Origin of the sequence: Rothia sp. HMSC075F09 (assembly GCF_001810515.1) — a bacterium.
Lineage (GTDB): Bacteria > Actinomycetota > Actinomycetes > Actinomycetales > Micrococcaceae > Rothia.
Genome location: NZ_KV801798.1, coordinates 56,495 through 80,608 on the forward strand (window position 1 = coordinate 56,495; position 24,114 = coordinate 80,608).

17 protein-coding genes and 1 riboswitch are annotated in these 24,114 nt (G+C 62.8%); of the genes, 12 read left to right on the plus strand and 5 right to left on the minus strand.

What is annotated here, in order from left to right:
* Positions 1-14 precede the first annotated feature (14 nt).
* Complete coding sequence (locus tag HMPREF2749_RS07705) at positions 15-1,628, minus strand: dehydrogenase (protein ID WP_070593988.1); 1,614 nt, start codon at positions 1,626-1,628, stop codon at positions 15-17.
* A gap of 413 nt (positions 1,629-2,041) precedes the next feature.
* Here HMPREF2749_RS07705 and HMPREF2749_RS07710 point away from each other — a divergent pair, with 413 nt between their 5' ends.
* The gene (locus HMPREF2749_RS07710) at positions 2,042-4,594 is read left to right on the plus strand and encodes a helix-hairpin-helix domain-containing protein (protein ID WP_210395349.1); all 2,553 of its coding nucleotides are present in this window, start codon (positions 2,042-2,044) and stop codon (positions 4,592-4,594) included.
* 163 nt (positions 4,595-4,757) lie between these two features.
* On the opposite strand, the gene HMPREF2749_RS07715 is transcribed toward HMPREF2749_RS07710, so the two are convergent.
* Together HMPREF2749_RS07715 and HMPREF2749_RS07720 are read right to left on the minus strand one after the other, a co-directional pair.
* On the minus strand, positions 4,758-5,594 hold the full coding sequence (locus HMPREF2749_RS07715; protein WP_070593990.1) for an aldo/keto reductase: 837 nt from the start codon (positions 5,592-5,594) through the stop codon (positions 4,758-4,760).
* Positions 5,595-5,801: 207 nt separating this feature from the next.
* Positions 5,802-9,950 carry a DEAD/DEAH box helicase gene (locus HMPREF2749_RS07720; RefSeq protein ID WP_070594167.1) on the minus strand — a complete coding sequence of 1,383 codons (4,149 nt, stop codon included), beginning with the start codon at positions 9,948-9,950 and terminating at the stop codon, positions 5,802-5,804.
* A gap of 185 nt (positions 9,951-10,135) precedes the next feature.
* A riboswitch (SAM riboswitch) is annotated at positions 10,136-10,267 on the plus strand.
* A 35-nt stretch (positions 10,268-10,302) separates the two neighbouring features.
* Between HMPREF2749_RS07720 and HMPREF2749_RS07725 the strand changes: the two genes are divergently transcribed.
* The 3 genes from HMPREF2749_RS07725 (at position 10,303) to HMPREF2749_RS07735 (ending at position 13,648) form a co-directional block, all read left to right on the plus strand.
* A complete protein-coding gene (locus HMPREF2749_RS07725) occupies positions 10,303-10,530 on the plus strand; it encodes a hypothetical protein (RefSeq protein ID WP_005506796.1) in 228 nt (75 codons plus the stop codon).
* A 10-nt stretch (positions 10,531-10,540) separates the two neighbouring features.
* Entirely contained in the window at positions 10,541-10,975 is a 435-nt protein-coding gene (locus HMPREF2749_RS07730) for a PIN domain-containing protein (protein WP_070593991.1), read from the plus strand.
* Positions 10,976-11,104: 129 nt separating this feature from the next.
* Positions 11,105-13,648, plus strand: coding sequence for a cell division protein PerM (locus tag HMPREF2749_RS07735; RefSeq protein ID WP_070593994.1), 2,544 nt, complete (start codon positions 11,105-11,107; stop codon positions 13,646-13,648).
* 12 nt (positions 13,649-13,660) lie between these two features.
* On the opposite strand, the gene HMPREF2749_RS07740 is transcribed toward HMPREF2749_RS07735, so the two are convergent.
* Positions 13,661-14,245 (minus strand): 4-hydroxyphenylpyruvate dioxygenase, encoded by a 585-nt coding sequence (locus HMPREF2749_RS07740; protein ID WP_049362023.1) that lies wholly within the window; start codon positions 14,243-14,245, stop codon positions 13,661-13,663.
* A gap of 202 nt (positions 14,246-14,447) precedes the next feature.
* Between HMPREF2749_RS07740 and purN the strand changes: the two genes are divergently transcribed.
* The 5 genes from purN to HMPREF2749_RS07765 all read left to right on the plus strand — a co-directional run bounded on the left by purN (position 14,448) and on the right by HMPREF2749_RS07765 (position 20,348).
* Positions 14,448-15,029, plus strand: coding sequence for a phosphoribosylglycinamide formyltransferase (gene purN / locus HMPREF2749_RS07745; RefSeq protein ID WP_044150744.1), 582 nt, complete (start codon positions 14,448-14,450; stop codon positions 15,027-15,029).
* Positions 15,030-15,240: 211 nt separating this feature from the next.
* Positions 15,241-16,851, plus strand: coding sequence for a bifunctional phosphoribosylaminoimidazolecarboxamide formyltransferase/IMP cyclohydrolase (purH, locus tag HMPREF2749_RS07750; protein WP_070593997.1), 1,611 nt, complete (start codon positions 15,241-15,243; stop codon positions 16,849-16,851).
* 268 nt (positions 16,852-17,119) lie between these two features.
* Positions 17,120-17,701 carry a TetR/AcrR family transcriptional regulator gene (locus HMPREF2749_RS07755; protein WP_070593999.1) on the plus strand — a complete coding sequence of 194 codons (582 nt, stop codon included), beginning with the start codon at positions 17,120-17,122 and terminating at the stop codon, positions 17,699-17,701.
* Positions 17,702-17,988: 287 nt separating this feature from the next.
* A complete protein-coding gene (gene glyA, locus HMPREF2749_RS07760) occupies positions 17,989-19,263 on the plus strand; it encodes a serine hydroxymethyltransferase (RefSeq protein WP_070594000.1) in 1,275 nt (424 codons plus the stop codon).
* Positions 19,264-19,469: 206 nt separating this feature from the next.
* Positions 19,470-20,348 carry a bifunctional methylenetetrahydrofolate dehydrogenase/methenyltetrahydrofolate cyclohydrolase gene (locus tag HMPREF2749_RS07765; protein ID WP_005508973.1) on the plus strand — a complete coding sequence of 293 codons (879 nt, stop codon included), beginning with the start codon at positions 19,470-19,472 and terminating at the stop codon, positions 20,346-20,348.
* A 106-nt stretch (positions 20,349-20,454) separates the two neighbouring features.
* On the opposite strand, the gene HMPREF2749_RS07770 is transcribed toward HMPREF2749_RS07765, so the two are convergent.
* Positions 20,455-21,288 carry a GntR family transcriptional regulator gene (locus HMPREF2749_RS07770; protein ID WP_049352140.1) on the minus strand — a complete coding sequence of 278 codons (834 nt, stop codon included), beginning with the start codon at positions 21,286-21,288 and terminating at the stop codon, positions 20,455-20,457.
* An 80-nt stretch (positions 21,289-21,368) separates the two neighbouring features.
* Between HMPREF2749_RS07770 and HMPREF2749_RS07775 the strand changes: the two genes are divergently transcribed.
* The 3 genes from HMPREF2749_RS07775 (at position 21,369) to HMPREF2749_RS07785 (ending at position 24,025) form a co-directional block, all read left to right on the plus strand.
* The gene (locus tag HMPREF2749_RS07775) at positions 21,369-22,244 is read left to right on the plus strand and encodes an exodeoxyribonuclease III (protein WP_005506814.1); all 876 of its coding nucleotides are present in this window, start codon (positions 21,369-21,371) and stop codon (positions 22,242-22,244) included.
* An 86-nt stretch (positions 22,245-22,330) separates the two neighbouring features.
* A complete protein-coding gene (gene trpS / locus HMPREF2749_RS07780; RefSeq protein WP_049338682.1) occupies positions 22,331-23,395 on the plus strand; it encodes a tryptophan--tRNA ligase in 1,065 nt (354 codons plus the stop codon).
* 51 nt (positions 23,396-23,446) lie between these two features.
* The gene (locus tag HMPREF2749_RS07785; RefSeq protein ID WP_049350034.1) at positions 23,447-24,025 is read left to right on the plus strand and encodes a 2'-5' RNA ligase family protein; all 579 of its coding nucleotides are present in this window, start codon (positions 23,447-23,449) and stop codon (positions 24,023-24,025) included.
* Positions 24,026-24,114 lie beyond the last annotated feature (89 nt).

Genomic DNA, 24,114 nt, shown 5'->3' on the forward strand with positions numbered 1-24,114 from the left:
TCGCGGGAGTGCGCTTAGAGAGGCGCCACCTCAGCCTCTTCGGCCAGCGGGTCGTCGTCATCATCGGTGCGGTAGAAATCCCAGCGTTCACAACCGCAACCCGAACGCATCGCCTCAATGACGGCGGCAGCAGCCTCCAGCGGGTCGAGCGCGTGCAGGTTCCACAGCGCATGCACCGGTACCGGGTGCCTCCAGCCGTGCTCCTGCAGGAACTCCGGGTCGAAGGCGGGCAGCGCCTCGACGGTGGGTTCAAGCTCGCAGAGGAAACCGGTGGGGGAGCGGAAAACCGTCACCACGGGGGTCGGGTCGGCATCTTCCAGGCAGGCTCCGTCGAAGAAGTAGTAGGTGCTCAGACGGCGGTTCCAGGCAAGCTGCGCGAGGCGTTCGCCGAAGACTTCCACCGTCTGCTCCCACTGGGTGCGGTGGTACGCCGCCAGGTTGGTGTGGGCGGTCTGCACCACGCCGATGCCCTGCTCGGTGAGTTCGCGGGCGCTCAGACGCGCGGGCTCTGCCGGTTCCGCCGGTTCTGCGGGAGCGCCCGCAGGGGATGCGTCCGGGGTATCCAGCTCTGCTAGTTCTGCTTCGGGGAGCTCAGCGTTAGCCAGCTCAGTGTTAGTCAGCTCAGCATCGAGGAGCTCAAGCTCCTCCGCCGCGCTCACCTCGGCCTCGTTCGACTCAGTGGCGCTCGCCTCCACGGCAGCTACGCTGGCTTCGTTCCTCGTCCACAGGCGTAGCTCGCGGGCAATCTGCGTGCGTCCGCGATGCAGAGTCGTCTGCCAGGAACCGAACTTGGCGCGTACCGCACCCAGCGGCGGCACCTGCTCAATGAGCGTGGGAATGGTAGACCAGTAGCCGTAGTTCAGCGCCGTCGGCTCGCGGTCGTAGCGGGCGCAATAGCTCAAAAAGAGGCTCAGAGTCTTCGGTGCAAAATCCTCGGGTACCGCCGCGGCGTCGATATACCACTCGTTCTCGAGCGCCTCCGCCGGGTAAATGCCGGTGCGGAGCATGCCCAGGGACCAGTCGCCGTCGCCGAGGTAATCGTTGACCGTCTGTGCGGGGGCAGGCCACGCGGATTCGCCCTCCATGCTGGAGGCGAGCAGGGTGTACAGGCTACCGCCCTCGGTGCCGATTTCTTTCACGCCTCGCTGCCGGATGTCCTCGAGGGTCTGCGCGTAGGCTTCTTCCTCCAGCTGGGAGTAGGGGTGTGCGGCAAGGTACTTGAGCGTTGCGCCAATCTTCGCCAGAACGTGTGCAATGTCTTCATTGTTGAAGTGGCGTGCCTCCAGCGCGGGCGGCAGGTCGTGAATAATATCGCAATCAAGAATCAGCGCCGTGTACTCGGGCTCCGGAGGCAGATCGTAGGCTTCCGCGAAAACGTACCAGAGGCCGCAGGCGAGCACCGTGTAGCTCGGGGCGTCTGCCGTGACCGGGCCAAACTGCCAGATGCCGGAGCTCAGCGCATAGTTCAGGTACTTCTTGTTGATGCGCGGGTACAGAAAGTTGAGGCGGCGGAGAACCTGGGTAGGGGTGAACCCCAGCGCGGCGAGTTCGGCGATGAGTTCCGCGTACTCGTCGTGAAAATCTAAGTAGCCCTCCGGAGCGTTTGATAGCGCGGCTTGTTCGCGCATGGGTCCCTCTTTCATCTGCGGGATGTGGCGGCACCTTGTCGTACCGTGCCGCCGAAACCCTGAATGTGTGCACGCAGATAAGGGTGTTTGCGTGGTGTGAGGCCACCCCTTATCTGCACGAATAAGAGATATTTTTTCAAAAAAATATGCTCTTTTATCTAAATTTATCGCTGAAACTTAGCACTATTCAAATATGTGAACCCCTAACACGGTTTCTTACGGAAAGATGACAATGTTTAGCGCACCCACAGGGCAAAATGTGCGTAAAGACTCGTAATCTGCGCTAGAAGATACGGTGGAAAAATACGCTTACCCGCACCCGCACAGGCGAGCAAAATACGCCCCGCGCTGACTCTTTCCTCAGCATTACCTGCCAACCCATGAGCCGCGGCGAAATATGCGAAACTGGAAGGATGAGCGAACACCCCCTCCCGAGCAGCATCCGCCCGCGCGCGGATCGAGCTGCAGACCCCGCGCCTAGTAGCGCCGCCGGCAACGAACCCAGCAGCGCCGCACACCGCGAAAAACACGAAACCGGCGGCACAGCTGAGCAGCCCGCCGAGCACCTCATTAACGCGCTCGCCGTAGAAACCGGCATTGCGCCGCACCGCATCCGCGCAGCCGTGGCGCTGCTTGACGCCGACAACTCCGTACCCTTCATCGCCCGCTACCGCAAAGAAGCAACGGGCGCACTCACCGACACCCAGCTGCGCACCATCCAGTCGCGCCTGGGCCAGCTCCGCGCCCTCGAAGAGCGCCGCAACCGCGTGCTCGAAGCGCTCACCGAACGCGCCGATGAAGGCCTCATCGACCCGCTCACCCTGCTGCAGCTGCGTTCCTCGCTCATGAACGCCGCCACCATTGCAGACGTGAATGCCATCTACGCCCCGTACCGCAGCGAGCGCGTGACCCGCGCCCAGATGGCGCGTGCCGCCGGGCTTGATTCCCTCGTCGAAGACCTGCTGGAGGTGCCCCTCGCCGAGGCGCACGCCATCGCTGCCGCGTACATTACCGACGGCACCGAAGACGACGGGGACGATGGGGATGATGAGGACGAGAGCATTGAGGTTGCAGAGGCGGACGAAGCCCTGCAGATTCACAGCGCCGAAGAGGCCCTCGACGGTGCCCGCGCAATCCTGGTTGACCGCGCCCTCACCGACCCGGTGCTGAGCGAAAAGCTCCTCAAGCGCCTGCGTGAAGGTGGCGTAATCGAGTCCCGCGTGATTGCCGGTCAGGAAAGCATCGGTGCGAAGTTCTCCGACTATTTCGCCTTCTCGGACCGTATTCGTTCCATTCCGCCGCACCGTGTGCTGGCGCTGCACCGCGCTAAGGGCGCCGGCGTGGTGCGCCTCAAGGTGGATGTGGCACCCGCCCCCATGGCGCTTAGCCGCCTGCGCGGTGCCGCCCGCGCTGAAGCTGAGGCTGCCGCCGAAAATTACGAGAACGTCCGTTCTGCATATGAGCGTGAGGTCGCCGCCGCGCTACGCATCCCCGTGCAGGTGCTCAACACCGTCGACGACGAAGACCGCGTACTCGGCTGGCTCGCCGCCACCGTGCGCACCGCATGGCGCAGCCACCTGCGCCCGCGCCTTGCCGAACGCATCCGCCACCAGCTACTCGACGCCGCCGCACAGCACGCGACAGAGGTGTTCGCCTCCAACCTGCGCGATATTCTGCTCGCCGCGCCCGCCGGGCACAAGACCACCCTCGGCCTGGATCCTGGCCTGCGCCACGGCGTGAAATACGCCGTGGTTGACGGCACCGGTGAGCCGTTGCGCGTGGGCACCGTCTACCCGCACGCCCCGCGCAACCAGTGGGCAGAAGCACTGCGCGAGCTCGCCGCCGCCTGCCGCGAGCACAGCGTGGAACTCATCGCCATCGGCAACGGCACCGCAAGCCGCGAAACCGACAAGCTCGCCAGCGAACTGATTCGCACCCTGCGTGAGGAAGACGCAGAAGCACCCCAGAAGGTGACCGTCTCCGAGGCGGGTGCCTCCGTCTACTCCGCCTCCGCGCTCGCAGCCGCCGAGCTGCCCGACTACGACGTGACCGTACGAGGCGCCGTCTCGATTGCACGCCGCCTGCAGGACCCGCTCGCCGAGCTCGTCAAAATCGACCCGCAGTCCATCGGCGTGGGCCAGTACCAGCACGACGTGCCGCCCGCCGCCCTGCGCCGCGCCCTCAACGACACCGTCGAAGACTGCGTGAACGCCGTGGGCGTGAACCTCAACAGCGCCTCCGTGCAGCTGCTCGCGCACGTGGCGGGAGTGGGCACCGCAACCGCCGAACGCATCGTCGCCTACCGCACCGAACACGGCGCCTTCGCGAACCGTCAGCAGTTGCTGAACGTGCCGCGACTGGGCGCGAAAACCTTCCGCCAGGCGGCAGGATTTATTCGCATCCGCGGCGGTGAGGAGCCGCTGGACGCCTCCGCCGTGCACCCTGAAGCGTACCCGCTCGCGCGCCGCATTATTGCCGACGCGCAGGCACGCAACGGCGCCCACTGGGTTGCCGGCGCCCTGGCTACCTCGGATGGGACCGACCCGCTCGCCGGGCTGAACCCCGCCGACTACGTGCAGGATAGCGATACTCAGGCGAGCGCAGACGAAGGCACCGCCGGCGTGTACACGGTCGAGGACATCTTCGCCGAGCTGCGCCGCCCCGGCCTGGACCCGCGCGGTAGCTTCCGCACCGCCCGCTTCTCCGAGTCCGTCTCGCACTTCGAGGACGTGCGCCCCGGCATGGTGCTCGAGGGCACCGTCTCGAACGTGGCGGCATTCGGTGCGTTCGTGGATATTGGCGTGCACCAGGACGGCCTCGTGCACATCTCGCAGATGAGCCGCGGCTATGTGGCGAACCCGCACGATATTGTGCGCAGCGGCGACATCGTGCAGGTGCGCGTCGTGGAGGTCGACCCGGCTCGCCGCCGCATCTCCCTCTCCCTGCTGGTGGAGGACGAGAACTAGCGGGGGAGAGCGCAAGCGTTCGCTGACCTGTTGAGCAATCCGCGAATGAGCATTCTCTAAAACCTTAGCTCCCGCAAGAGCGCACAAAAGCCCCGACAAACACTATCTGTGCCTGTCGGGGCTTTATGTAGGTTCGATTCGAGCTCTACGCCCGAGCTACACCTTAGAAGTCGATGTTCGCCGGGTCAGCGCCAATACGACCCTCGGGGGTGGAAAGCGCATCCACAGCCGCGATGTCCTCGGCGGTCAGCTTCACGTTCACCGACGCCAGGTTCTCCTCAATGCGGGAGGGGGTCACAGACTTCGGGATAGCCACGGTGCCCTTAGCCAGGTGCCACGCCAGCACAACCTGCGCGGGGGTTGCGCCGTGACGCTCCGCAATCTCAGTCAGCACGGGGTTCTGCAGCAGGTCGCTACCGTTGCCCAGCGGGCTCCACGCCTGAGTCGCGATGCCGTACTCGGCGTGAACGGCGCGCAGCGCCTCCTGCGAGAAATAGGGGTGCAGCTCAATCTGGTGGATGACCGGAACCACGCCGGTCTCCTCGATAATCTCGCGCAACTGCTCCTCGGGGAAGTTCGAAACACCAATCGAACGGACCTTACCCTGCTTCTGCAGCTCAATCAGCGCACGCCAGGAATCCAGGTACAGGCCCTGCTGCGGCTTAGCCCAGTGAATCAGGTACAGGTCAACGTAGTCGGTGCCCAGCTTCTTCAGGGAAGCCTCGAACGCCTCGAACGCGCTCTCGTAGCCCTGGTCGGAGTTCCACAGCTTGGTGGTGAGGAAGATGTCCTCGCGAGCCACGTTGGAGTTAGCGATAGCGCGGCCTACGCCCGCCTCGTTGCCGTAAATAGCGGCGGTGTCGATGTGGCGGTAGCCGGTCTCCAGGGCGGTGGCCACGACCTTCTCGGCGACCTCGTCCTCAACCTGCCACACGCCGTAGCCCAGCTGCGGAATGGATCGGCCGTCGTTGAACTTTACGTTCGGTACGTTGTAGCTCATGATGCTCCTTAGAGTGGGGGAGGCGGCGCCTCCCGAAGAGTTGCTTTGGATAGTTCTACAAGGCTACGCCCCAGAGCCCCCGTTGAGAAGAGCCGGGCCAGAATCGGGCGTGAATCTAGCCTGAGGCGTAACCAGATGACAAAAAATGACGGGTGCTAGAAATACCGCTCAGTCTGGAAGGTGGCTACCGCTCAGATTGGAGGGCGGCTACCGCTCGACAGCCGGCGCAAAGAGCTCGCGCACATCCTCAGCCGTCACCGCCGCGGAGGCGAACTCGCCCTCACCGACCACCGCATCGAAGAGCGCGGCCTTCGACTCCTTGAGCTGCATGACCTTCTCCTCAATCGTGCCCTCGGCGACCAGACGGTAGACGTGCACCTCCTTGTCCTGGCCGATGCGGTGAATACGGTCCACCGCCTGCTGCTCGGCGGCGGGGTTCCACCACGGATCCATGATGAACACGTGATCCGCCTCGGTCAGGTTCAGACCGAAACCGCCAGCCTTGAGCGAAATGAGGAATACCGGCTCCTGACCGCTCGTGAACGCCTCGATGACCTCGGCGCGGTTGCGGGTCGAACCATCCAGGTACAGGTGGCCGATGCCTTCCTCCGCCAGGCGCGCCGAAATGCTCTTGAGGTAGCCGGTGAACTGGCTGAACACCAGCACGCGGTGGCCCTTCTCGAGCAGGTCGGGTAGCTGCTGAACCAGGTAGTCGCGCTTGACCGACGACACCCCGGCGTAGGCTTCCGGATCAATCAGCGCGGCATCAAGCGCCAGACGGCGCAGCAGGGTCAGCGACTGGAAGATCGTGAACCGGTTCTTATCCATATCCTCCAGTAGACCCAGCACCTTCTGGCGTTCACGCTGCAGATGCGTGTCATAGATGCGGCGGTGACCGGGAGCCAGCGGCAGGTTCACGCGCGTATCGTTCTTCGCCGGAAGCTCCACCGCCACCAGCTCCTTGGTGCGACGCAGCATGAGCGGGCGGATGCGCCGGCGCAGACGAGCAGCCGTCGCCGCGGCGTGCGCCGGGTCCTCGCCGGACTCCGCCGGGCGAGCGTACAGGTCACGGAACGCACGGGCTGAGGGGAACAGGCCGTCCGCCACAATCGCCAGCAGCGCCCACAGCTCCATGAGGTTGTTCTCAATGGGCGTGCCGGTCATCGCGATCTTGGTGCGGGCGGGCATCGCGCGGGCGATAGACCAGGCGCGGGTGCCGGTATTTTTGACGAATTGCGCCTCGTCCAGCAGGAGCGCACCCCAGCCTTCGGGGGCGGACTGCTCGCCCGCGAATTCGTCAACGGTACGGCCTAGCGTGCGGGCGTAACCGGTGTATGCGTCCTCGTCCATGCGCAGCAGCGTGTAGCTGGTCAGCACCAGGTGCGCCCCGGCAACCCGCTCGGCAAGTGGGGTCTTACCGGCGGTGGTTTCGGTGATGGTCACGACCTTCGCCTCGGGCAGGAAGCGTTCCGCCTCCGCCGCCCAGTTGGTGATGACGGAGGTCGGGGCAACCACGAGGAAAGGTGCGAACGGCTCGATGCTCTCACCGCGCTCGGTGGTACGTTCGGAGGCGGCACGGTGCTCCTCAATCGCGTGGGCGAGCAGGGCGAGAGCCTGCACGGTCTTACCCAGACCCATATCGTCGGCGAGAATACCGCCCAGACGCTGCTCGTACAGGAACGACAGCCACTGGAAACCCTCCACCTGGTAGGGGCGCAGGGTTGCCTGCAGGCCGGTGGGTACCGGGCGCTGAGCGATAACCCGACGGGATGCCTTCTGAGGTGAGGGGAACCCCTGAGTGCCCTTGTCGAGTGCTTTTTCAGTGCCCTTTTCAGAGTTCTCTTCGGTGCTTTCCTCGGCATCCTCCAGTCCCTCAACCAGCTCCAGTAGCGAACGCACCTGAGCATCCCAGCGTGCGGTCGTATGCACGCTCGCCGCCAGTGACTCCAGCTCAGAGAACAGCCCCGCCTGGTGACGGTTAATGCGCAGCTCGCCGCCCGCATCGTCGAGTTCGCGAGCCTCCGCGATGAGGGTGCGCAGGGTCTTAAACTCGGGTCGACGCAGCGAGAAATAGGTGCCGTTACCGAGCAGAATACGGTCCGCCCCGCGGTCGAGCGCCTCAAAAATCTGGGCGAACGGCACGGTCCAATTATTGACCTTCACCGCAATGCCCAGGCCGAACCAGTCACGAGAATTGCCCTCGCTCACGGTGATTTCAATGAGTGCGTCGGTTGCCTCCACGAACTGTGGCGGGGTGCCGTTAAAACGCACCTGAACAGCGGAAACACGGCGAAGTTTCGGCAGAATCGCACTGAGCAGCTCGCGGGTCTCCCAGCCTTCGATGCGGCGCTCCTCCAGCCCGGAAAGCGCCGGGTGGGCGGCAAGAATGGCGCGCACCGAACGCAGTACGCGCGCCTCAAAACGCTCGTCGCGAACCTCGCCGCCCTCTTCACCGGGGTAGCCGAAAACGGGCAGGGACTGTACATCGGAGGCACCCGCAGAATCCTGCGCGCTCGCCTCCTCTGTGCTGTCCTCCGCGAAGGGGTTCAGCGGGTACTCCCAACGCCAGCTCAGCTGCGCATCGTGGCGTACCTGCTCGTCAAAGCTGATTTCAAGCACCAGATGCGGCGGCTTCACGCGCGGTAGCGCCAGCGCCGGATCGGGGGTCAGCGAGGGAATGGAGCGGCTGAGCGCGGGCAGGTACTCCGTCTGGAACGTGGCGCGTTCCGCGGCGGGAATGTGCACGGTTCCGGCGCTAATGAGCGATTCGGAGGCGGCATCGAGCGGCTCGACCAGGGGGATGAGCGCCAGCTCCACGCCCTCGGGCAGTTCGGGTACGGCGGGGGAGTAGCGCACCCGTTCACCCTGCGCCCGTTCATCCTGTGCCGGGTTAATGGTCGGGGTAGAGGGCTCAGTAGGCGCCTCCTGCGCGTCCTTTTGCACGAAAGATTCGCGGCCCACTTCGTCCAGTGCGCCGGGGCGCGCGGTCTTCCAGTGCACCGCCTTTGCCGCCTGCTCGTACTCCTGCTGGGCGAGCCCGCCCAGGGCAAAGAAGCCGGTGCGCGGGGTGCCGATGGGGTGGCAGTGCGCGGCGGGCAGCCAGAGCTGGCGTAGCAGCTCGCCCTCGCGCCCCTCCCAGCTCAGCGCGGCCTCGAGGAGTAGGCCCCCGTCCGGGTTCTCTTCGGAGTCCTCGGGCAGGGCGGCGGCGCGCAGGCGCACCCGCGCGGGCGGCAGGATGGCGTACTCCACCTCGCGTCCGTTGATTAGTAGCGGCAGGCCGATTTCCTCGGCGCGTGCGAGCACATCCCAGAGCAGGGCAGAGCCCGCGGCGCTGAGCGAAATCCAGTCGCGGTGCGAGGAGTACATGTTCTGCCAGGGGCGGGCAATCGAGTAGAGCTCGGCGAAGAAACGCTCGTGCTCCGGGTAGATGTCGTGGCGGCCGACCGGCCCGCCCACGCTCGAGGCGAAAGTGTCCCAGGTGAGGCCGCCCTTGACCCAGCGGCCGGTTTTGGAGCGCATGAGCGGGCGCGCGAGTAGGTTGATGGCCGGGGTCGCCCCGGGCATGTTGCGGCCGCGCGCGTAGGATCCCGAGACGCTCATCGACAGGTCGAGCGCGCCGCTGACCCGTAGCGAATCGATGCCGGAAAGGTCCTGACGTGCGGACAGAACGGAGGAGAGGTCGCGCCGCCATGCCGAGATTTTGGTGGCGGATGCCTCTGCCTGCAGGCTCGGGGAGGCGCCTAGCTCGTTGAGCGCAAAGCTTCCCTGGGGGTTTTCGGGCTCGGCAGTCGCTGCATCGGGCGCGGGCAGCTTCGCCGCGGTGGTGAGTGCACCGGAGGCGCGTAGCGCCGCGAGCGGGTCGGCGGCTTTCTTCGCCTCCGCAACGTCCGCGCTCTTTGAATCTGCGGATCCCCTTGCCTCTGCCGCGTCCTTTGCCGCGGCACCGGGTACGCCGACCGGTCCGGGGTGTTCGCTGAGTGCCTTTTTCGCTACGGAGGCGCGGTCGAGCGCGGTGAGCATGAGCGCTACGGCGTGCTTGCAGTCGGTGAGTACGGGGCAGGTGCAGCGGGCAGTGAAGGTTGCGGAGCCGCTGACGGCGGGGAAGAAGCGGACGGTCACTTCGTAGGGGATGATGGTGCTTCCGTTGACGAGCCCGGTGAGGGTGCGTTCGTCTTCGTCGTAGCTGTAGCGGATGACTTCGCGGTTGCGCTGGTAGGCGACACCGCGCTGGTAGGTGCGGTGCCCGGCCTGGCGAATGATCTGCGGTACGGTGACGGGAATTTCGGGGAAAGGATTGTTGGCGCTCACCAGCTCATTATCGCGTATCGTGCGGGCTTGCGCCTTGTCGCCGGTCATTGCCGGGTGGGTGTGCAGGATGCGTTTTTGATGCATAAAAACAGAGGTATTCACATAAGATATTCCGCGCCGTATCAAAAATTCCTGCCACTCAAAACTCGCTCACAAGCAAAAACACCAATAATCTAAATCTCTTTCAAAAAACGCTTTACTTAACTTGAGAAAATGCTGTAAGCTGAACCCAGCTTCAAGAGTTTCGACTGATAAGCTCCGACTATGGTCGAACGCCAACCCCATGTTCACGGGTGGCTCGGATGACGAAGCGGTTTGTATTCGCCACCTCAAGCGGTGGTAACCGGTACAGACAAGAGCAACGCGAAAGGATCGCGCCACTCACGGCGCAGGTTGTCATATGTACAACGGCTCTGCAACCGAAGCAGCAATCTCTCTGAACCCCTCCCGCTCCTACCAGGAAAGCCTGCGTGCCGCAGCTGTCCCCGCGCGAGGCGGATACACCGCAGTCAGCATTGACGATTACTCCCGCATTTCTTCTAAGCGCGACGAGTTCCTGAACTTCCTTCTTCTGCCTAACCCCGAGGGCATCCCCGCTATTGAGTACGCCGGTCTGCGCGTAGCGTAGCATTAGGGGTATGAATTTCTCCGGTATGCTCCTGGACTCCGACGTTCTTGCGGAGATCCGTAAGGCGGATCCAGACCCCGCCGTGGTCGCTTTTCTGCGCCGCCGCTCGTTCCGACACATGTACATTTCTGTGCTGAGTATTGGTGAGCTGAAGGGCCTGTACCCTTACCCGGAAACTGATCGCTGGATTACCGAACTTCTTGAGCGCTTTGGCGACCACGTTATTAACGTGGATGCGCGTGTGAGCCTCGAGTGGGCGGGCCGTCAGGCACCGCCCGGCGTGCACGCCGTGGGTCGTGATGATGCCGGTCCGCTGCCTACCGCCGCCCTGGAGGGTCTGATGGCGGCGAGCGCGAGTGCCTATGATTTGGAGCTGATTTCTTCTAAGGCGCAGGTGTACCGCGCCTGGGGGGTTCAGGCTTCCAACCCGTGGACTGAGAATTAAAACTTCGCCGTATGTGCGCCCTCGCGTGCGTGTCTGTATGAATACCTGTGCGAATAGTTGTGAGAACCCGCTTTCGAGTGTTAATCGGAGGCGGGTTTCGTCGTTAATTCGTGGCATGATTGAAGGACGATGAAAAGCACCTCACCTATCTCGCGTTATTCCATGCCCATGCCTCTGTGGCTTCAGGGTGTTGTTGAGCTAATTGTTACTGCCCTGTTCTCTGCTGTTGCCGTGTTTGCGGCGATGTCTGCCGTGTGGGCGACCAAGGGTTTTGGCGACATGGAGTTCTCCTCCGTGGCCGCCATGTCGGCGCACCTGTGGCTTCTGATTCACGGTGTTCCCCTGGATCTTGCGGCTGCTTTTGGTGCTTCTGCCGGCACGATGACGCTGGTGCCGCTGGGTTTGAGTATTCTGCCGCTGCTGCTCTGTTATCGTTCGGGTCGTCGCTTGGCGCGTGCCTCGTATGAGGGTGAGTTTTTGATTCCGGTGCTGTCCGGTTCGGTGACCTATGCGCTGATTAGTTCGGCGATGTACGGTTGGGCGAGTCCGCATCCTCAGCCTCTTCAGGCGTTGAATGCTGCCCTGGTGCCTTTGGGTATTGTGGTGGCTGGTCTGATGTGGGGTGGCTACCGTGAGGCGCGTTCGCTCTCGCGCATGGTGGGTGTTGATACTGCGGAGCAGATTTCGCAGATGAGTCAGTATTCGCGTTGGGCGGGTTCGTACGCGTGGGCTGTGGTGCGTGCTGCGGTGGTTGCTTTTGTGGCGCTGATTGGTCTGGGTGCGGTGCTTTTGGGTATCGGTATTTTGGCGGGCTGGTCGCAGATCGTTGCCACCTACCAGGAGCTGCACGCGGGCGCTGTGGGTGATACTGCGGTGACTCTGCTGCAGCTGGGTTTCTTGCCGAACCTGGTAATCTACGCGATTGCGTGGTCGACCGGTGCCGGTTTCTCCTTTGGTGCGGGCACCTCGGTTGGTTTGACCAGTAGCGATGCTGGTACTTTGCCGATGCTTCCGATTTTGGGCGCTGTGCCCGAGTCGTTGGGCACATTTGGTCTGGTGGGTTTGCTGGTGCCACTGGTTGCCGGTGCGATTGCTGGCTGGTGGTTCTTGCGTGAGGGTGAGGATCACCTGGATGAGTGGGTTGCTCTGAAGGTTCCGTTCCGCCCGCTGTCTGCGCTGATTTCTGCAGTGGTGCTGGGTGTGATGACCGGTATTATGACGTCGTTTGGTGCCCTGTGGCTGGGCTGGATTTCGTACGGTTCTCTGGGCATTGGTCGTTTTACGGAGGTTGGTGCTGAGCCGCTGACTTTTGCGGCGCATACCGCGTTGACGGTGGGTGCCGGCGTGACTTTCGGTATGTTGCTGAGCCGTGCCCTGGTGCCGGATAGTAGCCGTGAGCTGCCTCGTTTTGCGGATGAGCGCCCGAACCTGGGTGAGCGTCTGATGAGTTTTACTGCTTCGGCCCGTGAGCGTTTTGCACAGGGCCGTGAGCGTTTTGCGGAGCGTCGTGAGCGTTTTGCGGAGCGTCGTGAGCAGCGTGCCCAGGAGCGTGCGGAACGTGCACAGCGTGAGGCTGAGGAAGCCGCTGAGCGTGAAGCTGAAGAGGCGGCTGCGCGTGAAGCCGCTGAGCGTGAAGCTGAGGAGGCGGCACGTGCGCAGGCTTCCGAGCACGTTGCTGAGCCCGAGCGGTCTGTAGCATCTGAGCAGTCTGTTGTATCTGAGGTGGCGACCGGTCACGTTCCGGTGCATCCGCAGGAGCCTGTGGTTGCCGTTCCGGTAGAGACGACTGAGCAGCTGGCGCAGCGTGCGGCGGCGGATGCTTTCGCTGAGATTGTTGCAGAGCGCGAAGAGGCGGCTGAAGATCCTGTAGTAGCAGAATCCACTGCGGACGCTACTCAGGAGTCTGTCTCCGAAGAGCTTATTGCGCAGGAGAGCTCTGCTGAGGAGTACGAGCCGATTGAGGCCGTTCAGCAGGTCGATTACCTGCACTCTGCACATGCTGGCTCTGCACATGCTGACTCTGCGCATGCTGAGGATTACGAGAGTATCGAAGCTTCTGTTGAGCCTGCCTCCAGCGAGCACGCTACTTATGAACACACTGCTTATGAGCCCGCCCTGTACGCTCACGACCCCTCCGATGAGCAGACCCGCGAGCTGATTCAGGAGCCCGTCTACGAGGCTGCTGAACCTGTTGAGCGTGAGGACGCTGTCGAAGAGCCCGCAGAGCAGGCGCTGCGTTCGAAGGGCCGCGCGAGCCGCATTATGGCGTACTTCGGCTTTGGTCTTGAGCAGCCCGCCGCAGCGCAAGATGACTCAGCGCAGGATAGCTCAGCCGATGCCGCTCACGCCGCATCCGCCGCGCAGGATTCCGCTCGGGACCGTGCCAATGACCGCGCGCATGAGCGTGAGCAGAAGCGCGAGGCGAAGAAGGCGGCTAAGGCGGCACGCAAGAAGCAGAAGAAGGACTCAGAGCGCGACTTTGTGGATCGCGAACTGGATGTCCTCTCTGCTGATCAGGCGATGAAGCGCATCTTTGAGGTTCGTAGTCAGACCGGAGTGCTTCCGCTGGTGACCGATGAGGCGTCTACCGTGGAGCTGCCCCCGCTGGATGTCATCTCCTCGAAGTCCCAGGGTTCTAGCGCCCAGGGTTCTAACCCGCGTAAGAAGAACTAGCGCACTGCATTCTTAGCGAGGGGAAGAAGAGCTGGACGCGCCGGTGAGCTTGTCCATCGTGCCCTGGAACTTCTCGTCGCAGGTGGACATGTCGGTCTGAGTCAGCGCGGCGGCGCGGCACTCACGGTACTCCTGCGCGCCGGGCATGAAGGCGAGGCCAATGCCACCGAGCAGGGTCATAGCGCCGTAGATAATGCTGACGCCTGCGGCAATGTAGAAGAACCAGGGGCCACGGTAGATTGCGGTGCGCACAATCGCAATAATGCTCAGGGTAATGCCGGCGAGCGCGAAGAGGAAGAGCGCCAAGAAAAGCGGCATCGTGGAAAGCACGAAGGAAGACGCCGCAAAAATCACCAGCGCGGCAACAATCAGCATGAGCGAGGTGCGAATATTCGCTTTCTGCTGTTCGATGGGGTCGATGGGCTTGCGCGGCTTCTTGCCCTGAGGTCCCCGAGGCTGCGGCATCATGTTCTGCGGTGCCTGCTGCGGCGCTCGCGGTGGAACCTGCTGGTTCTGCGGTGCACCGTTGTTCGGGGTGGGCTGCTGCGGGGTGTCGTTCGGAGTGTTGTTCGGGGTGTTCTGCGGGGGAGTAGACATACCTATAAGGGTACCGCCCCGTCTGCCCGTGACCTATTGAGTTTGCGACCTGTTGAGTTTGCGTCCGGTGAACCCCAGTGAGGATTCGTCTCGCCGGGGTTTCTTTGTGCTCGCCTTTGGGCTTTAGGCGTGTTGTGAACCTCTTACCCCCTTTGGATAAGGGTGTGAGACGGGTTATACTAGTCGGGTGCGAATTGTGGTTATGGTATCCGGCTCCGGAACGAATCTTCAGTCCATCCTCGACGCTGTAGCAGCGGGCGAGCTTCCCCTCGACATTGCGGCAGTGGGCGCCGACAAGCCCTGTCTGGGCATTGAACGTGCCCAGGCGGCGGGCGTACCCACCTTCCTGGTGCAGCCCGGCGACTACGCCGACCGCCCCTCCTGGAACCGCGCGCTGGAAGAAAAGATCGCTTCCTACAACCCCGATTACATTGTGTTCGCCGGCTTCATGCGCATTGTTGACGCGCAGCTGGTCGAGCGTTTCAAAAACCGCATTATTAACACCCACCCCGCCCTGCTGCCCTCCTTCCCGGGTGCGCACGGCGTGCGTGACGCCCTAGCGCACGGTGTGAAGATTACCGGCCTGACCGTCCACTTTGTGGATGCGGGCGTTGACACCGGCCCCATCCTCGCCCAGGCGGCAGTGCCCGTTCTGGATGACGACACCGAAGAAACCCTGCACGAACGAATTAAGGTGCAGGAGCGCCGCCTGCTCGTGCAGACCATCGCATCCCTGGCTGAATCTCACGGCGCTGCATCTGACGGCGCTGCATCCGACAGTTAATTCCGCCCACTAGATTTTTGCGGCGGAATGAGCCGAGCTCACACCCCGCCGCCCACACACGTTCCGTTGTGGCACCCGAGTACCCCTGAGGGGAAGGTGCACAGCGGCGGGGAATACCCCCACACATATCCTGTCTATCCGGGCAGGCTACGTCCATCCACCAGCTGTGCCGCCGAGAACCGGCGTGCACGTCTAAAGCATCGGAGTATTTGTGTCTCTCATTGAGCTCGATCGCGTGCCCCTGCGCCGCGCCCTCATTTCCGTCTACGACAAGACCGGTCTGGAGGAGTTCGCCCGCGGCCTGCACGAGGCTGGCGTCGCGCTGGTCTCCACCGGCTCCACTGCATCCACCATCGCGGCAGCAGGCGTACCCGTCACCGAGGTCACCGAAGTGACCGGTTTCCCCGAGTGCCTCGAAGGCCGCGTGAAGACCCTGCACCCGCGCATCCACGCCGGTATTCTGGCTGACCGCCGCAAGCAGGAGCACATCGACACCCTCGAAGAGCTAGACGTTGAGGCGTTCGACCTGGTGGTTGTGAACCTGTACCCCTTCGTTGAGACCGTCGCATCCGGTGCCGATCAGGACGCCATCATCGAGAAGATCGACATTGGTGGCCCCTCCATGGTTCGCGCTGCCGCGAAGAACCACGACGCCGTCGCAATTGTTGTGGACCCCGCCGACTACGCGCGCACCGTTGAGGCCGCTAAGAACGGTGGCTTCTCCCTGGACGAGCGCCGCCGCCTTGCTGCCGGCGCATTCGCCCACACCGCCGCGTACGATACCGCTGTGGCTACCTGGACCGCATCCCAGTTCCTGCAGGATGAGGACGCTAACTTCTGGCCCCCGTACGCTGGCCTGGGCTTTGCGCGCAGCGAGACCCTGCGTTACGGCGAGAACCCGCACCAGCGTGCCGCCCTGTACGTTGACCCCGCCGCTGCCCCCGGCATTGCTCAGGCGGAGCAGCTGCACGGTAAAGCGATGAGCTACAACAACTACGTTGACGCTGACGCCGCTCTGCGTGCCGCTTACGACTTCGACGAGCCGGCTGTTGCCGTTATCAAGCACAACAACCCCTGCGGTATTGCTGTGGCAACCCCCGGCGCGGCTGACCCGATTGCGGACGCTCACGCGAAGGCGCACGCTTGCGACCCGCTGTCCGCATACGGCGGCGTGATTGCCGCTAACCGCCCGGTGACCGCCGCTATGGCTCAGACCGTCAAGGGCATCTTCACCGAGGTGATCGTGGCTCCCGGCTTCGAGCCCGAGGCGCTGGAGATCCTGCGTGAGAAGAAGAACCTGCGCCTGCTGGTTCTGCCCGAGAACTTTGCCCGCGAGGCTATCGAGTACCGCCCCATTTCCGGTGGCGCACTCTTCCAGGAGGCTGACCGCCTACAGGCTGAGGGTGACGACCCGAAGAACTGGACCCTGGTTGCCGGTGAGCCGGCTGACGAGGCAACCCTGCGTGACCTCGAGTTCGCGTGGCGTGCACTGCGTTCGCCCAAGTCCAACGCTATTCTGCTTGCCGATAACGGTGCCGCCGTGGGCATCGGCATGGGCCAGGTGAACCGCGTGGATTCCTGCAAGCTTTCGGTGGAGCGCGCGAACACTCTCGGCGGTGAAGGTAACGAGCGTGCCCGCGGTGCGGTTGCCGCATCCGACGCGTTCTTCCCCTTCGCTGACGGCCTGCAGGTGCTGCTGGACGCCGGCGTGCGTGCCGTCGTGCACCCGGGCGGTTCGATCCGCGACGAGGAAGTTATCGAGGCGGCTAAGGCTGCTGGCGTGACCATGTACCTGACCGGTACCCGCCACTTCTTCCACTAAAAATGTGTAGCGGGCTCAGCCTGCGCTGAGCTGCCCGCTGTGAGCGGGGCATTCTAGGGTGAACCTTCTGGTGAGCCTGGGATGCCCCGCTTTTTCATACTCTCCACCTGGGACATTCGTGTTGGAACATCTGCGGTGGAGCATCCGTATTGTGGGCAGTCGTATTTATAGAATTTTTGCTCTATTTTGCGCCGGATTTGCGCATGAGGGCGCGTCAACAGCGACCAGGATGCGCACGGATTGGCTAAAAATTCGCTAGGATTAGGGTGTGCCTAAAGTCAGCGAAGAATACAAAAAGAACAGGCGTTCTCAGATTGTAGAGACCGCCCGCGAATGCTTCATCAAGCAGGGTTATCAGAAGGCTTCGATGAGCGAGATTATTGCGGCCACTGGCCTGTCTGCTGGAGCGATTTATAACCACTTCTCCTCCAAGGATGAGATTATCCTGGCGGCAGCCCGCATGGACATGGCGCCCTTCGACCGCATCCGCGCCGAACAGCCCTGGGACTACGTGTTCGGGTGCCTGAAGGTGCTGGACACCCCCAAAATTCGCCGTCACCTACTCGTCACCTGGGGCGAGGCCGTGGCAATGCCGCAGCTGGCGACCGTGGTGTCCGAACAGCTGAGCTACCTGCGCGATCAGTCCCTGGAACGCTACCGCGCCTGGGGTGCCGCTGAGCTGGACTTCACCGACGAGGAGCTTGAAGAGTGGCTGACCGTTATCGGTGCCGCGGTACTGTCGGTGCTGACCGGTTACGTGGTGCAGACCCAGCTGGTGGCTGGCGGTAAGAAGGAGAGCGCCCGCGAGGCCTACCTGGAGTACGCCTCCGCCATCCTGCGCCAGGCTTAGGACTCACCGACCTGCGCCGCCTTGCCGATAGGCCCGCCGGGGCGTGCCAAGCGTCCCGCACCGGTACCATACCGGCGCCGTAAAACTTCATCGTGATGCTTTGTAAAGCCCGTTTTCCTTCTCGAAGGAAAGCGGGCTTTACGGTATTATGAGGTGTAGCTCATATTTTTTCATTCAGGGTTTTCAACTGGAGGCGCCCGCCGCCTCCTGAAGACCGCCCGGCGCCCGCCGCGGCTGCCCCGATGATGAGCGACCGAAGATAATGTAAAAACACTCCCAGGAGCGTAATGTCCGAGCAGAAGATCCTCGAGATGCCCCTCGCCGACCTCGACCCCGAGGTTGCAGAAGCCATTGAGCTGGAGCGCAAGCGCCAGCAGAACACCCTCGAGATGATTGCATCCGAGAACTTCGTCCCCCGTGCCGTCCTCGAAAGCCAGGGCTCGGTGCTGACCAACAAGTACGCTGAGGGATACCCCGGCCGCCGCTACTACGGCGGCTGCGAGTACGTCGACATCGTTGAGTCCCTCGCTATTTCCCGCGTGAAGGAACTCTTCGGTGCTGAGCACGCCAACGTTCAGCCCCACTCCGGTGCGCAGGCGAACAATGCCGTCATGCACGCGCTGCTGAACCCCGGCGACACCATCATGGGTCTGTCCCTGGCGCACGGTGGCCACCTGACCCACGGCATGAAGCTGAACGTCTCCGGCAAGCTGTACCACGTCGTGGCGTACGGTGTGGACGAGTCCGGCCGCGTTGACATGGAGCAGGTGCGTGAACTGGCTCTTGCCGAGCGCCCCAAGCTGATCATCGCCGGCTGGTCCGCGTACCCCCGTCAGCTGGACTTCGCCGCGTTCCGCGCGATTGCTGACGAAATCGGTGCGTACCTGTGGGTGGACATGGCTCACTTCGCGGGCCTGGTGGCTGCGGGTCTGCACCCGAACCCCGTCCCGCACGCACACGTGGTGTCCTCCACCGTACACAAGACCCTGGGCGGCCCCCGCTCCGGCTTCATCCTCTGCACCGAGGAGCTGAAGAAGAAGATTGACTCGGCCGTGTTCCCCGGTCAGCAGGGTGGCCCGCTCATGCACGTGATCGCTGCGAAGGCTACCGCGTTCAAGGTTGCCGCATCTGATGCGTTCAAGGACCGCCAGAAGCGCACCGTTGAGGGCGCACAGATCCTGGCGAACCGCCTGCTACAGCAGGACATGAAGGACGCCGGCGTGTCGATCGCTTCCGGCGGTACCGACGTTCACCTGGTGCTCGTTGACTTGCGCAACCACGCCCTCAACGGCAAGGAAGCAGAGGACCTGCTGCACGCCGCTGGCATTACCGTCAACCGTAACGCCGTGCCGAACGACCCGCGCCCGCCGATGGTGACCTCCGGTCTGCGTATCGGTACCCCCGCTCTGGCGACCCGCGGCTTCGACGCCGAGGGCTTCACCGAGGTTGCTGACATTATCGCTTCCGTACTGCTGCCGAACCCGGACATCGCTGCGCTGCGTGCCCGCGTTGAGGCACTGTGCGCCAAGTACCCCCTCTACCAGGGCAGCGAGAACTGGTAGACCCATGAATGACCCCGTTCGCTCAACATCCCTTCGCGAGTGCTGAGCGGGCGGGGTTATTTCGCCCTCTTACTTTTTGCCGCTCTACCCGCTACACCCGTCGAGGGACGTAGCGGGGGAGTGGTACCTCTAGGGGCACACCCTAGAGCCCAACACACAGACCGTCCGTTTCGGCGAACCCGCCGCAATCTATGGAAGGAAAAACAATGCCCCAGATTCTAGACGGTAACGCAACCGCCGCAGCCATCAAGGAAGAGCTGAAGGAGCGCGTCGAGGCGCTCAAGGCTAAGGGTATTACCCCCGGCCTGGGTACCGTGCTGGTCGGTGACGACCCCGCATCTCGCTCGTACGTGGGCGCTAAGCACCGCGACTGCGCAGAGATCGGTATTAACTCCATCCGTGTGGACCTGCCCGGTGACATCACTCAGGAAGAGCTCGACGCAGAGATCGACAAGCTGAACAACGACCCGGCGTGCACCAGCTACATTGTGCAGCTGCCCCTGCCCAAGCACCTGGACACCAACCGCGTGCTGGAGCGCATCGCCCCCGAGAAGGACGCTGACGGCCTGCACCCGACCAACCTCGGCAAGCTCGTGCTGAACGTTTCTGAGCCGCTGGATTCCCCGCTGCCTTGCACCCCCAACGGTGTCATTGAGCTGGTGAAGCGCCACGGTATCGACTGGAACGGTAAGAACGTTGTGGTGCTCGGCCGCGGCATTACTGTGGGTCGCCCGCTGGGTCTGCTGCTGACCCGCCGCGAGGTGAACGCAACCGCAACCCTGGCGCATACCGGTACCGAGAACCTGGACGAGGTGCTGCGCGAGGCTGACGTCATTGTTGCCGCTGTGGGTGTTCCGCACGTGCTGAAGGCTCACCAGGTCAAGGACGGTGCAATCCTGCTGGACGTTGGCGTTTCCCGCGCTGAGGACCCGGAGACCGGCAAGAAGAAGCTCTTCGGCGACGTTTCCCCGGAAGCTGCGCAGAAGGCGTCCTGGGTTTCCCCGAACCCCGGCGGCGTGGGCCCGATGACCCGCGCGGAGCTGCTGGTGAACGTGGTTGAGACTGCGGAGCGTCAGGCGGCGTAAGGCTCGCAACATTTCAGAGCTGATAACTCAAAAGGGCGGTGCCCCGGTAGATTGTTCTACCGGGGCACCGCCCTTCACACTGTCATCACAATCGAAAAGGCAGATGCTAGAGAATCATCTCGTAGAAGTAAGCATCGGCAAGGTACAGGGTCTCTGCGTACTCGACGGGGCTACCTTCTTCGGTGTAGCCGGTCGCGCAGACCTTGAACGCCGCCTCGCCCACGGGAACCTGGTGGTTGAACGCCTCGGCGTCGGCGTCGGTGAAGAGCGCCGCGCTGGTGCGTACGCGGGCGTGCTTAATGGCGTTGGGGGTGTCGGCAAGCTGGTCTAGCGAGCTCATCGCACCGGACATCTCCGCCATCATGGCGTCCAGGATGCTGCTTGCGGCGGCCTTGACAAAGTAGGAACGCTCAAAGCCAATGACTTCGTGGTTGGCAAGACGCAGACGACGCACGAACAGCACCTGCTCGCCCACCGGCACGGATAGGTGGGTGGAGATCTCTTCGGTGGCGTCCACCCAGCGGGTCGCAATCATGCGGGTGGAGCCCTCAAAACCGCGGCGGCGCATATCGTCAACGAAGGTGTCCACGCGCGGAATGTAGGTGGCGTCGGTGCGCTCGGCAACGTAGGTGCCGGAACCCTGCACGTTGTAGAGCAGACCGCGTTCAATCAGAACCTTCAGGGCGCTACGAACCGTCTGGCGGCTCACCCCAAAGTTCTGCTGAATCATGCGTTCGGTGGGTAGCTTATCGCCGGGCTTGCCGGGAATAATGTAGCGCTGCTCAATGTAGTGGATGACCTGCTCGTACTTCGGGCCGGGAATCGGGGGTAGCTCGTAGCGGCTCTCAGCGTTGTGAGCGGTACTTTCGGATGCGGTGGTGCCCGCAGAATGTGAGGGGGCACCGTGGTCGGTGGTATGTGAGGAGTGTGAATTCATCACCCAATAGTTTACCGTTCAGCCAGAGAAAAAACGCGCACGAGTGAAAATTTCTCTTCCCTCAAACTGGCATAATTAAGACTATGCATTTTTCTAACACCCCTGCACCGCGCCCGAGCGGTCTGCTTCGCGTGGCGAGCGTGAATGTGAACGGTATCCGAGCCGCCTACAAGAAGGATATGGCGGCGTGGTTGGCGAGCCGTGACATCGACATTCTCTGCCTGCAGGAGGTGCGCGCCCCCGACGCTATCGTGCGTGAGCTGCTGGACGAATCCCAGTGGCATATTCTGCACGCGGAGGCTGCCGCGAAGGGCCGTGCGGGCGTGCTGGTGGCGACCCGCCGCACCCCGAACTCGGCCGGTGAAGTTCTGGAGAACCAGCCGGTGGCGACCCGCTCGAATATTGGCGAAGAGTACTTTGACGATTCGGGCCGCTGGGTTGAGGCGGACTACGTTCTGCCCAACGGTAAGACCCTGACCGTTGTCAGCGCCTACGTTCACTCCGGCGAGGTCGGTACCCAGAAGCAGGACGATAAGTACCGCTTCCTGGAGCGCATGCTGGTGCGCATGCCTGAGCTGGCAAAGCACTCGGACCACGTGCTCATCGTGGGCGATTTGAACGTGGGCCACACCGAGCTGGACATTAAGAACTGGAAGGCTAACCAGAAGCGTGCCGGCTTCCTGCCGGAGGAACGCGCCTACTTTGACCGCTTCTTCGGCGATATCGGCTACCGCGATGTGGCTCGTGAGCTGGCGGGTCAGGTGCCCGGCCCCTACACCTGGTGGTCTTACCGCGGTAAGGCGTTCGATAATGACGCTGGCTGGCGTATCGACTACCACATGGCGACCCCGGCGCTCGCCGAAAGCGCCGTGGAAGCGGTCGTGGACCGTGCGGCAAGCTACGATGAGCGTTTCAGCGATCACGCGCCGCTCGTGGTTGACTACCGCATCGGTGAGTAAGACGCGGACCCACCTACAGATAAGTTTTTGAAGATGTGCTGCACCGTCCGCAGCACCGCACAGGAAGAACTGCACAGGAAATAACTATGGCAGACGAAAAGAAGCAGGATAAGTCCCTCATCCCTAACGCCTCTCAGCAGAAGGCGCGTATCTACTCGGGTGCGCAGCCGTCGGCTGATTCGATGCACCTGGGTAACTACATTGGTGCTGTGAACAACTGGGTGGCGTTGCAGGACGACCCGAATAACGAATGTCTGTTCTTTATCCCGGATATGCACGCCATCACCGTTCCTCAGAACCCCGAGGAGCTGCGTGAGCGTACCCGCCTGACCGCGGCGCAGTACATCGCCTCCGGTATCGACCCGACCCGCACCCCGCTGTTCGTGCAGTCGCACGTGCCCGAGCACGCCCAGCTGGCGTGGATTCTGAACTGCTTCACCGGCTTCGGTGAGGCGTCCCGTATGACCCAGTTCAAGGACAAGTCTCAGAAGCAGGGCGCTGAGAACGCCTCCGTGGGTCTGTTCACCTACCCGATTCTGATGGCTGCCGACATCCTGCTCTACCAGGTGGACGGCGTGCCCGTGGGCGAGGACCAGCGTCAGCACCTGGAGCTGACCCGTAACCTGGCTCAGCGCTTCAACTCCCGTTTCGGTGAGACCTTCGTGGTACCCGAGCCGGTGATTCTGAAGGAAACCGCTAAGATTTACGACCTGCAGGACCCGACCTCGAAGATGTCCAAGTCTGCAGCCACCGACAAGGGCCTGATCAAGCTTCTGGACACCCCCAAGACAACCCAGAAGAAGATTAAGTCCGCCGTGACTGATGACGGCTCCGTCATCGCCTACGACCGCGAGGCTAAGCCCGGCGTCTCCAACCTGCTCTCCATCTACTCGGCAATGACCGGCGAGAGCATCGACGAGATCGTGGCACGCTACGAGGGCAAGATGTACGGCCACCTGAAGGTCGACCTTGCCGATATTGTGGTGGAGCGCCTCACCCCGGTGCGTGAGCGTACCCTCGAGCTGATGGACGACCCCGCCGAGCTGGACCGCCTGCTGGCTGTGGGCGCATCCGCTGCCCGCGAGATCGCTACCGTCACCATTGAGAACGTGTACAAGAAGGTTGGCTTCCTGCCTGCCGCCGCAATCTAGCGCGCTGTTCAGCCTGCCCGGCTGAGACGCCGCATTACCTGCACGATTGAGATGACAGCACAAGAGAACTCTTCGAGCCCCACGACGGCTCCTGTATCCCCGACCCTGAAACCCGGTCGCCGCTACCTGAGCGTTATTGCGCACGTGAGCGGTGAGAATGTTCAGCGCCTGGAAGAGTGGAAGCGCGCGGTAGCCGGTGGTGCGGTGGCGCCTATCAGCACCCACGTGACCGTGTACCTGACGGAGCTGAACGAGTCTCTAATGGCTGAGGTGCACTCCCCGCAGTTCCGCGAGGCGCTGGACATGCCGCGTTTTGAGGCGCGCTGGGGTTCGGTACACTCCTTCCGCCCGGTCACCGAGGTGGAGTACCTGAACCTGGAGGCGGGTAGGGCCGAGTTCGAGCAGATTCACCAGAAGCTGGTTGAGCTATTCGGTGCCGGTGCGGCATCCTTCCCCTATGTGCCGCACGTGACCCTGGGTCACGGGCTCACGGAAGAGCAGGTGGCGAACGCCCGTGAGGTGTTTGATGCTCTGCCCGCCGAGCAACGCACCTTCACCGTGGATCACCTGCACTGCTACTCCTACGACGGGCAGAACTGGGAAGAGATTGGGGTTCTGCCGCTGCGTTAGTGGCTGGCGCATAAACCCGGCATACGTAAAGAGAGATGCGACCGATAACTTATCGGTCGCATCTCTCTTTACGTTTTCGCTAGGTTTGC

What these genes read in the sequence shown, in the direction of transcription:
- HMPREF2749_RS07705 (WP_070593988.1), bottom strand. Translation starts at nt 1,628, where the DNA reads ATGCGCGAACAAGCCGCGCTATCAAACGCTCCGGAGGGCTACTTAGAT.
- HMPREF2749_RS07710 (WP_210395349.1), top strand. Translation starts at nt 2,042, where the DNA reads ATGAGCGAACACCCCCTCCCGAGCAGCATCCGCCCGCGCGCGGATCGA.
- HMPREF2749_RS07715 (WP_070593990.1), bottom strand. Translation starts at nt 5,594, where the DNA reads ATGAGCTACAACGTACCGAACGTAAAGTTCAACGACGGCCGATCCATT.
- HMPREF2749_RS07720 (WP_070594167.1), bottom strand. Translation starts at nt 9,950, where the DNA reads ATGACCGGCGACAAGGCGCAAGCCCGCACGATACGCGATAATGAGCTG.
- HMPREF2749_RS07725 (WP_005506796.1), top strand. Translation starts at nt 10,303, where the DNA reads ATGTACAACGGCTCTGCAACCGAAGCAGCAATCTCTCTGAACCCCTCC.
- HMPREF2749_RS07730 (WP_070593991.1), top strand. Translation starts at nt 10,541, where the DNA reads ATGAATTTCTCCGGTATGCTCCTGGACTCCGACGTTCTTGCGGAGATC.
- HMPREF2749_RS07735 (WP_070593994.1), top strand. Translation starts at nt 11,105, where the DNA reads ATGAAAAGCACCTCACCTATCTCGCGTTATTCCATGCCCATGCCTCTG.
- HMPREF2749_RS07740 (WP_049362023.1), bottom strand. Translation starts at nt 14,245, where the DNA reads ATGTCTACTCCCCCGCAGAACACCCCGAACAACACTCCGAACGACACC.
- purN (WP_044150744.1), top strand. Translation starts at nt 14,448, where the DNA reads ATGGTATCCGGCTCCGGAACGAATCTTCAGTCCATCCTCGACGCTGTA.
- glyA (WP_070594000.1), top strand. Translation starts at nt 17,989, where the DNA reads ATGTCCGAGCAGAAGATCCTCGAGATGCCCCTCGCCGACCTCGACCCC.
- HMPREF2749_RS07765 (WP_005508973.1), top strand. Translation starts at nt 19,470, where the DNA reads ATGCCCCAGATTCTAGACGGTAACGCAACCGCCGCAGCCATCAAGGAA.
- HMPREF2749_RS07775 (WP_005506814.1), top strand. Translation starts at nt 21,369, where the DNA reads ATGCATTTTTCTAACACCCCTGCACCGCGCCCGAGCGGTCTGCTTCGC.
- trpS (WP_049338682.1), top strand. Translation starts at nt 22,331, where the DNA reads ATGGCAGACGAAAAGAAGCAGGATAAGTCCCTCATCCCTAACGCCTCT.
- HMPREF2749_RS07785 (WP_049350034.1), top strand. Translation starts at nt 23,447, where the DNA reads ATGACAGCACAAGAGAACTCTTCGAGCCCCACGACGGCTCCTGTATCC.